General features: G+C 71.5%; 9 protein-coding genes. All 9 read right to left on the minus strand.

Translation table 11 applies throughout. The features are described 5' to 3' along the window. Positions 1–1,026: ROK family protein (locus JFN87_RS08900; protein ID WP_209339386.1), on the minus strand; the 1,026-nt coding region annotated here is incomplete at its 3' end. Positions 1,027–1,035: 9 nt separating this feature from the next. Then, a complete protein-coding gene (locus JFN87_RS08905; protein WP_209339387.1) occupies positions 1,036–1,983 on the minus strand; it encodes a carbohydrate ABC transporter permease in 948 nt (315 codons plus the stop codon). Then, on the minus strand, positions 1,980–2,948 hold the full coding sequence (locus JFN87_RS08910; RefSeq protein WP_209339388.1) for a carbohydrate ABC transporter permease: 969 nt from the start codon (positions 2,946–2,948) through the stop codon (positions 1,980–1,982). Before JFN87_RS08910 ends, JFN87_RS08905 begins: the two co-directional genes overlap by 4 nt. A 5-nt stretch (positions 2,949–2,953) precedes the next feature. Next, positions 2,954–4,315, minus strand: coding sequence for an extracellular solute-binding protein (locus JFN87_RS08915; protein WP_209339389.1), 1,362 nt, complete (start codon positions 4,313–4,315; stop codon positions 2,954–2,956). A gap of 241 nt (positions 4,316–4,556) precedes the next feature. Continuing rightward, complete coding sequence (locus JFN87_RS08920) at positions 4,557–5,603, minus strand: LacI family DNA-binding transcriptional regulator (RefSeq protein WP_209339390.1); 1,047 nt, start codon at positions 5,601–5,603, stop codon at positions 4,557–4,559. Next, the gene (locus tag JFN87_RS08925; protein WP_209339391.1) at positions 5,604–7,418 is read right to left on the minus strand and encodes an alpha-galactosidase; all 1,815 of its coding nucleotides are present in this window, start codon (positions 7,416–7,418) and stop codon (positions 5,604–5,606) included. Continuing rightward, complete coding sequence (locus JFN87_RS34310) at positions 7,415–9,259, minus strand: MBL fold metallo-hydrolase (RefSeq protein WP_307865372.1); 1,845 nt, start codon at positions 9,257–9,259, stop codon at positions 7,415–7,417. Before JFN87_RS34310 ends, JFN87_RS08925 begins: the two co-directional genes overlap by 4 nt. 82 nt (positions 9,260–9,341) lie before the next feature. Next, on the minus strand, positions 9,342–11,723 hold the full coding sequence (locus JFN87_RS08935) for a glycoside hydrolase family 84 protein (RefSeq protein WP_209339392.1): 2,382 nt from the start codon (positions 11,721–11,723) through the stop codon (positions 9,342–9,344). A 188-nt stretch (positions 11,724–11,911) separates the two neighbouring features. Beyond that, positions 11,912–13,807, minus strand: coding sequence for an RICIN domain-containing protein (locus JFN87_RS08940; protein WP_307865373.1), 1,896 nt, complete (start codon positions 13,805–13,807; stop codon positions 11,912–11,914). Positions 13,808–13,810: the final 3 nt, after the last annotated feature.

Genomic DNA, 13,810 nt, shown 5'->3' on the forward strand with positions numbered 1-13,810 from the left:
GCCCGCCTCACGCCGCGCCCCGCTGCCGAGGCGCTCGAAGGCGATGGCGGCGGCGCCGAGCACACCGGCCAGGTCGCCCGCCTCCGCGGGCACGATCCTGGCGGCGCGGCCGGCCGGGCCCATGGCCAGCCGCGCGACCTTCTCCCGCACGGGGACGAGGAGCTGCTCCCCGCAGCGGAGCACACCGCCGCCGAGCACCACGACCTCCGGCTCCCACAGGTTGATCACGGAGGCGAGCCCCCCGGCCAGCGCGTCCATGGTCTCGTCCCACACCCGCACGGCCAGCGCGTCGCCGTCGCGCGCCGCCCGTGCCACGTCGGCGGCGGTGAGCCGCGGGACCGACGCGAGCACGGTGGACTCGCCGCGCGGCGCCGCCTCACGCACCGCCTCGGCGGCGCGTTCCGCGATCGCCGTGCCGGACGCGTACGCCTCGAGACAGCCGGAGCGGCCGCAGCCGCGGCAGCGCCGCCCCTCGGAGCGCACGGTGACATGGCCGGGCTCGCCGCCGTTTCCCGCGGCCCCCCGGTACGTGCGGCCCTCGATGACCGCGCCGCCGCCGATGCCCGTCGACACCGTCAGGTAGACGAGGTGGCGGGTGCCGCGCCCGGCGCCGAAACGCCACTCGCCGGCGGCTCCCGCCGTGCCGTCGTTGTCGAGCACGGCGGGCAGCCCGAAGGCCTCCTCGGCCAGCGCGGTGACCGGGATGTCGAGCCAGCCCGGCAGGTGCGGCGGGCAGATGAGCAGCCCGGCCGCCGAGTCGAGCGGGCCGCCGCAGCCGATGCCGCAGCCCAGCAGCCGGCCGGGAGCGTGCGCCGGGTCGATGCCGGCGCCGTGCAGGGCGCTCGCGCCCAGGGAGAACAGGCGTTTGAGAACGGTGTCGGGGCCGTCCGCCACCTCGGTGGGGCAGGACACGGAGGACAGGACCGCGCCGTCCTCCCGCACCACACCGGCGGCGAGCTTCGTGCCACCGATGTCGAGGGCAAGCACGGCCCGGCCGGTCGTGTCTCCGTGTTCGTACGAGGTCATGTGGTGCTCTCAGCCCTTGTTTCCAGTGGTGGCGATGCCCTCGGTGAAGTGCCGCTGGCAGACGAAGAAGGCGATGATCATGGGCACCGTGACGATCACACTGGCGGCGCAGACGATCTCCCACCGCATCTCACCGCCGTCCCCGAACTGGTCGAGCACGGCCTTGAGCCCGCGGGGCACGGTGTACAGCTTCGGGTCACGCAGGTAGATCAACGGCTTGACCAGGTCGGTCCACGACGCCTGTACCTCGAAGATGAACGTCACGATCAGTGCGGGACGGCACAGGGGAGCGGCGATGCGCCAGAACATCTTCCAGTAGTTGGCGCCGTCGACGCGCGCCGCCTCGAACAGCTCCCTGGGCAGGCCGAGGAAGAACTGCCGCAGCAGGAAGATGTAGAAGGCGCTGCCGAACAGGTTGGGCGCCCACAGCGGCACCTGGCTGCTGGCCAGGTGCATCCAGTTCCAGATCAGGTACTGCGGCACCATCGTGACCACGGACGGCAGCATCATCGTGCCGATGACCAGTGCGAAGAGCACGTTGCGGCCGGGGAAGCGGAAGTACGCGAACCCGAACGCCACGATGGCGCTGCTCACCGTCACGGTGACCGCGGCGGCCAGGGTGACCACCACACTGTTGCCGACCCATGTCAGCAGCGGTACGGCCTTCCAGACCTCGACGTAGTTGTGCAGCTGCCAGACGTGCGGGATCAGCGCGTTGTCGAAGACGTCCTGCGTCGGCTTGAAGGACGCGCTGATCAGCCAGAGGAACGGGTAGAGGAAGATGACGGAGACGGCGATGAGGCCGATGATCCGTACGGTGCGGCCGACCGGACCCGCCGTACCGCGCGGGTCGGTCCTGCGGCGCCTGGGCGGCTGCCCGGGATCGTCCGAAGCGGGCAGCAGGCCGCCGCCGTCGGCCTGGGCTCCTTGGGCGGGGGGCACGGAGAGCTGGGTCATCGCTCGTCTCCCTCGTAGTAGACGAACCGCTTGCTTACCTTGGCCTGGATGACGGTGATGACGAGCACCACCAGGAACAGCAGCCAGGCCAGCGCGGAGGCGTACCCCATGTGCGTGTACTGGAAGGCCTGCTGGAAGAGGTAGACCACGTAGAACAGCGCCGCGTCGTTGCTGTACGTCTGCGAGTTCGAGCTGCCGAAGAAGGCGGTGTACGCCTCGGTGAACGTCTGCAGGGACGCGATGGTGTTGACGATCAGTGTGAAGAAGAGGGTTCCCGAGATCTGCGGGAACGTGACGTGCCGGAACGAGTTCCACCGGCCGACGCCGTCGAGCTCGGCCGCCTCGTACAGGTCCTTGGGCACGTTCTTCAGCGCGGCGAGGTAGATGATCACCGTAGAGCCGACGGACCAGAGGCTGGTGAGGACCAGGCCGGGCTTGATCCACGCGCTGTCCGTTGTCCACGCGGGCCCATGCAGGCCGACGAGTCCCAGCACGTGGTTGATCAGGCCGACGTTGCCGTTGAACAGCAGCAGGAAGAGGATGCCGACCGCCACCGACGGCGTCATCACCGGCAGGTAGAAGATCGTGCGGAAGAAGCCGGACGCCCGCCCCACGCGCAGCAGCAGCATGGCGAGCAGCAGCGCCACCGCCATCGAAAGCGGCACTCGCATCACGGCGAAGATCAGTGTGTTCATCAGCGACTTCGCTACGGCCGGATCCTGGAAGAGGTGCCGGTAGTTGGCGAATCCCACCGAGTGGGAGGCGCCGATGCCGTCGTAGTTCGTGAAGGACAGCACGAAGCTGGCGATCATCGGGCCCGCCGTGAAGACGAGGAAGCCGATGATCCACGGCGAGATGAAGCCGTAGGCGGCCCACGTGTCACGCCGGCGCCATCGGCTCCGCCCCCGCTCGGGGTGCTGGGCGGACCGTACCCGGCGCTTGGCCCCTGTGGCTGTGATGGTCATCGCACTCACCGCCTTCCCTGGTTCGCGAGGTCGAGGGCGCTCTGCGCCTCTTTCTGCGCCTGGTCGAGCGCCTGCTGCGAGGTCTGCTCACCGGACAGCACCCGGTTGATGGCGTTCTGCCAGGCGTTCTTGAACTCCGTGCCCGCCGCGTTGGACGGGACGATGAAGCCCTTCCTGGAGATGGAGTAGAGCGTCCGGGTGGCCTTGTCGTAGGCGGCGTTGCCGGTCGGCTTCCACACGTCCTTCTCGATGATGCGGTCGGCGACCGCGTTGCCGGTGACGTCCCCGGTGTATGGTGTTCCGCCCTTGCGCACCTGGGCCGCCTTGGCCCGTGCGGCGTGCACCCACGTCTTCGTGGCCGTCATCGTCTTGATGAAGGTGCAGGCCTGTGCGGCGTGCGGGGACCCCTTGGGGATCGCCCAGCCGTAGCCGGACGTCCAGTTGAGCGGCTTTCCGTCACGTGCCTTGAACGTCTGCGTCCCGAGGTCGAGGTGCGGGGAGAGGCCGGCCAGGGCGTTCACGTACCAGTCCTCCATGGGGTACATGCCCACCTGGCCGCGGGCGAACTGGTTTTTCGCGCCGAAGGTGTCGAACGAGTCCCGCAGGGACTTGAACTTGCCCCAGCCGCCCTGCACGTTGATCAGGCTCACCGCGTAGCGCAGCGCCTGGACGACGCGCGGGTCGTTCAGGTGGGCGGTGCGGCCGTCCGCGCTGATCAGGTCGGCGCCGTTGGCCTTGGCCCACAGGGGGAAGAACTCCGGGATCTTCGGGTCGAAGCCGATGCGGGTCAGCTTGCCGCCCTGCTGGTGCTGGAGCTTCTTCGTGAGGCTCTTCAGCCGGGACCAGTCGGACGTGGAGACCGTGGCGGGATCGATCCCGTCGCTCTTGAGGACCTTGTCGTTGACGAGCAGCAGCCTGCTGTCGAACGAGTCCGGCAGTGCGTAGACCTGCCCGTCGAGCGAGCCCTCGTCGATGGCGGTCCTGTAGTAGTCGCCCGTGTCGATGTGTTCGCGCTTGATGCAGTCGGTCAGCGGTATGAGGGCGCCCTGCGCGGCGTAGCCGCCGATGAGGCTGCGGTCCATGTGCACCACGTCCGGCGGGTCGCCGGCGGCCACCGCCGAGAGGAACTGCTGCTGGTCGAAGGCGCCCTCGTTGACCTTGATGTGCAACGAGGGGAGTGCGGCCCTTGCGGTGTCGATGCGGTCCGTGGCGAGCGCGTCGCCCATGCCGTACCCCATCGTCGTGAAGGTGGCCGGGTCGCCGCCGGTCAGACTCACACCGCCGCACCCGGCGAGTACCGGGAGCAGGGCGAAGGCCGACAAGAGGGCCGTGGTGCGCCGGCGTGTTCGCCGGGGTGGTGCCGCCATGATCTCTCCTTCGAGCAGCTGGCTACACGGGTGACCGACGCTGCGGAACATCCGGACGGGGCGTGGGCAGTTGCTCGCTCCCGTGTGTGGCATCGATCCCACATGAGAACGTAACCACGTTGGGCGCGGCCGTCAACGGGTTCGACGGGCCGTTATGGAACCTGTGCTTCCGCGGGCATGGAGCAGCGCACCCACCACGGGGGTACCGACGTGGCGGGGCCGGTGAAGGGCGGGTGAGGGATCAGTGCTTGGGCGCCGCGGTCGAGCCGCGGACCACCAACTCGGGCCTGAGCACTTCCGTGCTCCTGCGACGGCCGCCGTTCCCGACACGCTCAAGGAGCAACTCGGCCCCGCGGCTGCCCATTTCGAACACCGGCTGGCGCACGGCGGTGATCCCCGGCTCGACCATCCGCATCCAGCCGAGGTCGTCGAACGACACCACGGAGCAGCGCTCGGGCACACCGCTGCCCCGCCGCTTGAGCTCCTGCCAGACCAGCTCGGCGACCACGTTGTTGGCCGCGAAGACCGCCGTCACACCCGTGGCCCGGTCGAGGAAGCGCGCCAGCTCCTCCTGGTGATCGGACGGTGTGAGGCCCAGGTCGAGGACGTGCCGGCGCGACGCGGGAAGGCCGGCCGCGCGCAGGGCGGCACGGTAGCCGCGCACGCGCCCCTTGCCCGTCTCCCACTTCGTCTCGTCGATGACGACCGCGATCTCCCGGTGGCCGAGGGCGATCAGGTGCTCGACCGCTGCCCTGGCCCCGTGCTCGCTGTCGATCGCCACCGCGTCACAGCCGCGGACGCCCGATCTGCGGTCCACCTCCACGACGGGCGTTTCGTGCTCCACGAGGAGTTCGGTGGCGGCCCGCCCCACCGGTGCGAGCAGCACGCCGTCCGCACGCATCGCGAGGAACGCGCGCGCGCCGTTCTGGGCCATGTGCTCGTCGCCGTGGTCGTCCGCCAGCACCACCTGGTACCCGGCGGCCGACAGGGTGTGCTCCACACCGGCCGCCAGCTCCGCGTAGAACTGGTTGCGCAGGTCGGAGACGAGCAGCCCGACGAGACCACTCGAACTGCCCTTCAGCGTCCGGGCGGACGCGTCCGGCACGTAGCCGAGGCGGTCCGCCGCCTCGCGCACCCGCTTCTTGATGTGCTCGGCGACGTAGCCGTGGCCCCCGAGGGCGCGGGAGGCGGTGGAACGTGAGGTCCCCGCCGCCTCCGCCACGTCGCGCAGCGTCGCCCGTGCGCGTCTGGTCCTGGGAGCCCCGACTCCGGCCTCTTCCTTGCCCATTCAGGTATTCCCATCCCTGTCCCCGGTGCCCCCGCGCGCACGCCAACGGGACCACAGCCGCCGCAGCGAAGCGTAGTCGAACTCCTCCAGCGGTTCACCCGTGCGGTCCAGGTGAGTCGCCAGGTAGAGGGCGGGAACACCGAGTTCGTCCTTCATCGCCGTGTAGGCGCGCCACTGCTCGCGGTCGGGCGCGCACCAGTCGTCGGTGTCCACCGGCAGCGCGGGGCACGCGGCCGCGGCGACGGCCGCACGCAGGCGCATCTGCGGGACGATCGGGGCGTACGGATCCGGGTCGTCGAGGCGGAGCATGTCGTTGAGCCGGATCATGTCGGTGACGTCCGCGAACGCCGGGTGCGGGGTGTGCGTGACGACCAGTGCGTCCCCCTTCGCCTCCTTGGCGGCCCGGTGGACGACGTCCAGGTACTGGTGCAGCAGGGCGATGCCCCAGGCGCCGCCGTGCGAGACCAGTCCCTCCCCGGTGGGTGTGTCCGCCGTGAAGTCGATCTTCAGCCCGTCGGCGTCCAGGCCGTCGGGCGAGAGCATCGTGCGGATGTTCTCGGCCAGCAGCTCACGCGCCCCGGGGTGTCCGGGGTCCAGGGCGACGGGCCGGCCGGCCGCGGTCCTCACGCACAGCTCGTCCGGCACGCCCTCGGTCGACCACGCCTTCCACCACAGCAGGACGCGCTGCCCGCGGGCGTGCCGGCCGGCGATCCAGCCGGCCAGGCCGGGCCAGCGCTCCTCGTCCGGTGCCCAGTGCCCGTACCGCACCTGCCAGTTGTCGTCCACCACCACCGTGCCCGGCACGAGACCGTGCGACTCCAGGTGCGCGAGGTGGGCGTCGTACTCGGTGCGGCTGGACAGCTGGGGCGCCGGGAGGCCGGTGTCACGGGCGCGCCCCATCTGCGCGCCCCAGCCGCAGAACATCGGCTCGCTCCACCAGGCGGGGCGGCCTGCGGCGGCCGTACGGGGCGAGGCCGCCCAGCCACGCTGTGCCAGCCACTGGCGGTGGGCGCGCAGACCCGCGTACGGGTCCCGGTGTCCGGGCGAGAGCAGGACCGCGGGGCTGCGGTGCGTGCCGTCGACGCGGGTGTGGCCCTCGTACGCGAAGCGCAGGTGGAAGCCGCCGTCCGACGGCACGTACGCCATCTCCGTGAAGGTCAGGTCGCCGACGGGGGCGCCGGCGGACAGCGTCCACCAGCCGTGCGGGGCCGGGGCTTCGGCAGGCCCGGTGGTGTCGGGCGCCACGTCCTCGGTGAGGGCGAGGCACAGCGGCGCGGGGGTGAAGAACCAGTGCCCGCGGCCCGGCCTCGCGTCACCGCACACACCCACGACGGCGCTCTCCCCGGCGCCCCGGGTCAGGCCCCTGGGCGGCCCCGGGTTGGGGCTGAAGAGACGGTGCCAGTCATGGCCGCTCGGGCGCAGCCCGCCGCCGCGTCCGCCGAACGCCGCACGCACGGCGAGCCCGAGCGTCTGGCTCAGTGCTCCCTCGCCCGACACCTCCCAGCTGAACTCGGGCCCCTGCGGCGTGCACGCGATGCGGGTGAGCGCGCCGGTCCAGGCGCTGCTGCGCCGGTGGACGGTGACGACGGGGTTCTCGCCCGCGGCGTCGAGCAGCGGCGGATCGGTCTCGAGCGTCTCGTCGGTCCTGTCGGTCCGGTCGAGCGCGCCGGCCAGCTGGACGGTGACGGGGTGGTGGCCCGCGTCCTCGTGGTGCACCGCGGCGGTCACCCCGTCGGCGGCCACGGTCATCCGCCAGCCCTCCGCCAGGACTTCGATCGCGCCGTCGTCGCGCGCCGTGGCCTTCGGCCGGGTCATCGGACGCTCACCAGCGCCTCCGCCTGCTGGCCGAAGGCCATGCGTCCCACCGTCATCTCCACGGCCACCCGCTCCCTCTCGACCGGCGCGGCGCCCGCGGGTATCCGCACCACGAAATCCGTCTCGGCGCTGCGCCGCGCGCCGATGTCCACCTTGCGCACCAGCGGCTCGGCGCTCCAGCCCGTGGGCACCACGAGGCTGAGAAGCGCCTGCTCCTGCTCGGGGAGCGGATTGCGCACCTCCACGCTCATCCGCACGACGTCACCGGGCCGGGCCACGGAGCGGTAGGGCGTGATGCGCGCGCCGAACCCCTCCGCGTCGAAGTCGACATCCCGCGGCAGGACCTCGCGGTGCAGCCGGGCCAGCCGGGTGCCCTCCGCCAGCAGCATGTCCAGGTAGGCGTCCGTGACGTCGAGCGGCGGCCAGTGCCCGCTGACCATCATCTCGGGCCGCAGCGAGCGGTACAGCTCGGCGCTGCGCACGTAGTCGTCGATCCTGAACCGGTTGCGGTACTGGTAGTTGAGTATCTCGGGCTCGCCCGTCGCCGGATCCCACTTGGTGTTCTGCTGGTCGCCGGTGGCCACGACGCGGCGGCCGTCCACGGTGAACGAGTACGCGGCCGCGTACAGCGTGTGCCCGGGCAGGTGGTGCACGCCGATCTCGTACTCGTGCCAGCGGACCATGCCCTCCTTCGGCAGGACGCGGTCGACGGGGATCGGGTCGTACCACAGGCACGGCAGGTCGTGGCGGGTCGGCGCGTTGATGACGTCCGCTATGTGGTCGGGCGACCAGACCTGCGTGCCGTGGACCTCGCGCAGCAGGTTGAACCCGGCGACATGGTCGTCGTGGTAGTGCGTGGGCAGCGCCACCTCGACCCGGTCGACGCCGTGGTCGCGGCGCAGCGCCTCGATCGAGGCGAGCAGCGGGCGGCGCGACGAGCGGTCGTGGCCGCCTGCGAGACCGGTCGTCAGGTCGAAGCCGAAGTCGAACAGCAGGGCGGTGCCGGAGTCGGACAGCAGGGCGTACGAGTTGGCCATGCTGGTGGTGTTGCGCAGCAGGTGTTCGGTGACAGGCGCCCACGGCTCGCCCAGCAGGCGTTCCGGGTTCCACGGCGTCCGGCGGCGCGAGTCGAGCAGCTCCTGGAGGTGGACGCGCAGCCGGGCGACCGCGGCCGGGGGATCGGTGACCGCGGCGCCGTGCGAGGGGTGCAGCACGTCGGGCGCCAGGTCGAGCAGTTGCGCGCACGACAGGACGGTGGCGGCCACACCCTCCATCCCGGCGTTCTCGTGGAAGCCGGTGTACGCCCACTGGGTCGCGGCCAGCGACCACACACGGCCCTCGCCGTGGATGAGGTCGCCGGTGAAGGCGAGGCGGCGCCCGCCGAGGTCGACGAGGTAGCCGACGGAGCCGACGGTGTGTCCCGGCAGCGGGACGGTGCGTATGTCGAACGCCCCGTAGCGCGCCGTGCGGTACTCGGCGACGGTACCCGTGACGGGCACCTGGTGCAGGAGCGAGTAGCGGTCCTGGCGCACGTCGTAGTCGTTGTCGAACGGCCGGGTGCGCCAGTGCTCGTCCACGGCGTCGATCAGGTCCCGCTCGACCGGCGGCACCCAGATCCGGATGCCGGCCGCGTGCGCGCGTGCCAGGCCCTGGACCTGGTCCCTGTGGTGGTGCGTCACGAGGACATCGGTGACCCGTTCGACGCCGACCTCCGAGAGGTGGTCGAGGACACCGCCCGAGCCGAAGTCGATGAGTACGGCCTCGCTGCCGTGCCGCAGGACGTAGACGTGGCAGGTGTCCTCGTAGCGGAACGCGTCGTCCGCTATCGGCTCGCAGTACACGGATGTTCCTCACTGCACCGAGCGGCGCGCCGACGTGGCATCGATCCCATGTGGGAACGATGCCACGTGGCGGACCGGCACGTCAACGCCCTTGGACTGGGGGCACGAAGGCGACGTCGAAGGAGCGTACGGCGAGCAGCGCGTCCTGGTCGGCGGTGGCACGGGCGCGTACGTAGCGCGCCCTGGTGCCCGCCGGCGGCAGGAACGTCACGTCGGCGGTGTGGCTGAAGCCGGTCAGCCGTTTCCAGTGCCTGCCGTCCGAGGAGTACTCGAGCACGCCGCTGTCGATGATGTCGTCGGGAGCGCCCGGCTCGCCCATGGCGAGCGTGATGCGGCCGAGCGGGCGCTCCGTCCTCAGGTCGAGGCCGACCCAGTCGCCCTCGGTCACCGCCGACTTGTTCCAGTACCAGGTCTTGTCGTCGCCGTCCGTCATGCGCAGCGGCGTGTGGTCCTGGTGGGTGCGCATGTCGGTGGACGCCTTCGCGGGCAGCGGCAGCCCGAGCGCCGCGTCGTCCGCGGCCACCGCGTCGGCCACGAACTCGTCCAGCACCCCCTCGCCGACAACCGCCGGCACCCGGGCACCCGTCACGTCGGTGTAGTGGTAAGAACCCGCCCGGTCGACGAGGCCGGGCAGACTCGCGCGCAGCGTACGCGCCTTGTCCTTCCGTCCGTGCCGCTCGGCGATCACCATGTCGAGCGCGGCGGTGTCCGCCTTGGCCCAGTCGCGCGCCGAGTCCAGCCACGGCAGCGTCTCCGGAACGAAGTCACGGTCAGGCAGCCGGGAGCGCAGCACGCCGGGCGCCGTGCTGAGCGCGTGCAGCCGGGAACGCAGCGTCTTCGCGTCCCCGGTACGCCAGAAGGAGCGGACGGCCGACGTCAGGTCGGGCCCCTGCCCCGGGGAGATCGACGAGTCGTACGTGATGTCGCCGAAGGCGCGCAGCGCATGTGCCGCCGCCCTGTCGCCGCCCGCCAGTTGGCCGATGGCGGTGAGCCAGGAGGACCGCGGGTCGAAGGCGCGGTCGTTCCACGCGAAGTCGGCGACCGTGGCGAGCGCGGGCTCGGACGCGGACGGCTCGATCATCGGGTTGGCGAGAATGCCCGCGACGTGCGCGGGCAGCCCCCGCTGACGCCCGGTGTACGGGCCGAGCTGCAGCCTGTCCGCCGCGTAGTCGTTGGCCGGGTAGTTGTCCCACAGCAGCATCCGGTGGCCGTACACGCGGCGGGCCGCCTTCGCCGTGGCGACGGTGACGGTCCGCGACACCACGTCCGTGCCGGTCCACTGCACGACGACGTCGGCGCCGAGGTACGCCGCTATCGCCTTCTTGTAGGGAGTGGACGTCACGCTGCCGTACTCCGTCGGCACCATCTGCAGGGGCGCTGCCCCCGGATGACCGGCGATGAACCCCTTGTCGACACGGTTGAGCAGGGACGCCTGGGCCTTGCCCGCGGCCGCGGGCCCGCTGCCGAACTTCCGCGCGTCGTCGTCGCAGTTCCACTTGGTGTAGCTGACGTCGTCGAGCGGCACGGCGAAGTCCCGCACACCGATGTTCCACAGGGCGGTGAACTTGTCCGTGAGCGCCTTCAGGTCGGCGTCCGAGCTGTAGCAGACGGACAACCCGGGCGAGAGCGCGTAGACGAAGTCGACGTGGCGCTCGCGCGCACGGTCCACCAGCGCCTTGATCGTGGCGAGTTCCTTGTCGGGGTAGGGCTGACGCCACTTGTCGCGCAGGTACGGGTCGCTCTTGGACGCGTACGTGTACGTGTTCATCTTGTGCTCGCCGTAGAAGTCGAGCTGGGCCAGCCGCTCGCTCTGCGACCACGGCGTGCCGTAGAACCCCTCGACGACCCCGCGCGTGCGCGTGGCGGGCCAGTCCTGGATCGACAGGCCGCCCACGCGCGCGCCTGCGTGACCGCCGCGCGGCAGTATCTGGCGCAGCGACTGGGCCGCGTAGTACGTTCCCGCGCCGTCCGCGCCCGCGAGGACGATCTCGCCGGGCCCACGGCCGAGACCACCGCCCACCGCCAGCGTGTAGCCCTCCGCGTGGCCGGCGCCCGACCGGCCCACACCGAGGCCGCGCAGAGCCGACGCCACTCCGGGGCCGGAGGCACGCCCGAGCCACACGGTCAGCCGGCCGTCCCGGCCGTGGTACACGCCGGACCGCGTACGCACCACGCTCCGGACACCGGCAGCCCGCAGCGCCGCCTCCGCCGCACGCACCGCCGGGGCGTCGGCCGCGGGCCCTGCCACCAGGTCGACGGTCGGCGTGAGCACCGCGAAGTCGTCCCGCTGCCGCTCGTGTTGCGGCACCGGGGAGATGGCGGGCAGCCGGTGGGTCTCCTGCGCGCTCGCCTCCGGTGGCGGGGCGAGAGCCACCATCGCCCCGGCGGCCAGCGTCAGGACGAGGCAGCCGCCCGCGAATCGTCGTCGGCCCGCCTTCGAGCCGGCCCGGTCGTCCCTGGCCACACGTGCTCCCCTCAGTCGACACCGTCGAGCGGGAGCACGGCCGCGCCCCGCATGGGATCGATCCCATGCGGGAACGTAACCACACCGGGCGCGGACGTCAATGGAGAGGACACGGCGGATGGCGACGAGCCCGCCCCCGGCACCCTCGCGGTGCTCGTGGCGGGCTCGTCAGTGCCCCCGGGGGAGGGCTAGCGCCCGGCGCGCGAGCCGGCCCCGTGACCGTGACCGCCCCTGTGGCCGTGACCGTGGCCGTGACCGTGTCCGTGGGGTGCAGGCCGCGGTGTGAGCGTCAGCGTCTGCTCAGCCGCCGTGCGCGCGCCGCCGACGCTGCTGCCGCTCGTGTCGGTCCAGGAGCGTACGGGCGTCGTCTCGGCGAGCCGGCCGGCGTGCGACGACAGGCCGATCACCAGGCCGCTGTACCGGTTGACCAGCCGGTACGTCCTCGTGGCCCCCTTGCCCGCGGGCGTGCTTGGGATGACGAACCACTGCTGCCCGACGCTCGGGCCCCCGGGCGGAGCGGCGGTGACGGTGGGCCTCGCACCCCAGGCGCGACCGGCCGTGGTGGTCGCGTCGACGCCGAGCAGCCCGCCGGTGGCGGCGTTCGCTATGCGGTACGAACCGTCGCCGTCCGGCGTGAACGTCCACGCGTCGAGGCCGGAACCGGTGGCCCTGGCCCGTGACGTGGTGGCCGAGCCGTGGGCCGCCTGGGCCAGGGACCGGCCGTCCCCCGACGCGATGCGGTAGGTCCTGCCCGCCTTCACCGGCGCGGCGGGCGAGGAGGAACCGATCGTCACGTCGACGTACTCGCTGGACGAGCCCTCCGAGCAGCCGAACGAGCAGTACGAGCGGAACGTCTTGCCGACGATCGCGGAGCTGGTCCTGTTCGCGCCGTCGAGGAACCAGCGGTACCAGGACGCGGTGGTGTAACCGCTGCCGGTGTCACCGATCGGGAACCACTTCTGCGTCGACAGGTCGCGGGTGGCGTAGTAGTGCTGCGGTTCCGAGCCGTCCTGGTTGACGGCCTGCGGCTCGCCGATGTAGAGGCCGAGGTAGGCGTCGTAGGTGATGTCCATGACGAACAGCGGTGAGGTGGGCGGCATGGTGCCAGCGGCGACCTGCCGGCTCACCGTGCCGCTGTTCTTCGGGTCGTACTCCTTGGCCGGGGGCGTGTAGCCGGTGGTGCTGCCGGCACCGACCGGCACCATGTTGCTCTCCTTGCCGCCCACCCCCGGCTGCGACCACGAGCCGTCGTACCACTTGTGCCACGATCCGGGCGCCATCTTGGAAGAGATGGGCGCGCGGGCGACGTGGGCCTGGAAGGCCTTCCACGTGCCGCCCTTCTCCACGACCCGCGAGCCGTAGTAGACGTAGAAGTAGCCGGAGGCGGTGTCGACGAACAGCCGCGGGTCGCCGTCGCCGTAGTAGTACGTCTGCTGCGGGAAGGCGTTCTCGTCGCCCCGCACGGTGCTGTACGGCGACGTGATGACATGGTTCTTGATGGTCCAGGTCCTGCCCTGGTTCGTGGAGACGGCGAAGTCGATCGCGTCGTAGTGGATGCCGTCGCCGAACGGCTGCGGTGTGAACTCGTTGTGCACCAGGCCGTACCAGTCGCCGGTGTCCGGATCGACCCACACTCCGGCCAGGTCGCAGAAGTTGCGCTGCGAGTAGCCCGATCCCGCGGGCGGGAAGGTGGCCTCCTTGCCCGTCGGGCTGTTGTTGCACCGCTTGGTGGTGTCGTTGTTGCTGTCCTGCGGATCGGCCGGGTCGGCGGCGTCGCTGATCGCGCTGGAGCGGGTGGCGGTGTCGAAGTCGCCGCCGGTGAAGAAGTTCCACTGGCGGCTCGCGGTCGCGCCATAGAGGGAGTGCGACTGCTGGTAGTAGAAGGTGCCGTCCTTGTCGATGTAGGAGGCGGCCGGTGTGTCGTCGGGGTTGTTCCAGGTGCCCTTCGCGCCCACGGTGACGGTGTACGTGGGGGAGGCGCCGGGCGGGGCGGCCGACGCGGCCGGCGTGACCGCCACGCCGCCCACCACGGTCAGGGCCGTGGCGACGACGGTGCCGAGCAGTGTCTTGCGGTGAACTGCCACAGG

The organism is Streptomyces montanisoli (assembly GCF_017813245.1).
GTDB classification, from domain to species: domain Bacteria; phylum Actinomycetota; class Actinomycetes; order Streptomycetales; family Streptomycetaceae; genus Streptomyces; species Streptomyces montanisoli.

What these genes read in the sequence shown, in the direction of transcription:
- JFN87_RS08905 (WP_209339387.1), bottom strand. Translation starts at nt 1,983, where the DNA reads ATGACCCAGCTCTCCGTGCCCCCCGCCCAAGGAGCCCAGGCCGACGGC.
- JFN87_RS08910 (WP_209339388.1), bottom strand. Translation starts at nt 2,948, where the DNA reads ATGACCATCACAGCCACAGGGGCCAAGCGCCGGGTACGGTCCGCCCAG.
- JFN87_RS08915 (WP_209339389.1), bottom strand. Translation starts at nt 4,315, where the DNA reads ATGGCGGCACCACCCCGGCGAACACGCCGGCGCACCACGGCCCTCTTG.
- JFN87_RS08920 (WP_209339390.1), bottom strand. Translation starts at nt 5,603, where the DNA reads ATGGGCAAGGAAGAGGCCGGAGTCGGGGCTCCCAGGACCAGACGCGCA.
- JFN87_RS08925 (WP_209339391.1), bottom strand. Translation starts at nt 7,418, where the DNA reads ATGACCCGGCCGAAGGCCACGGCGCGCGACGACGGCGCGATCGAAGTC.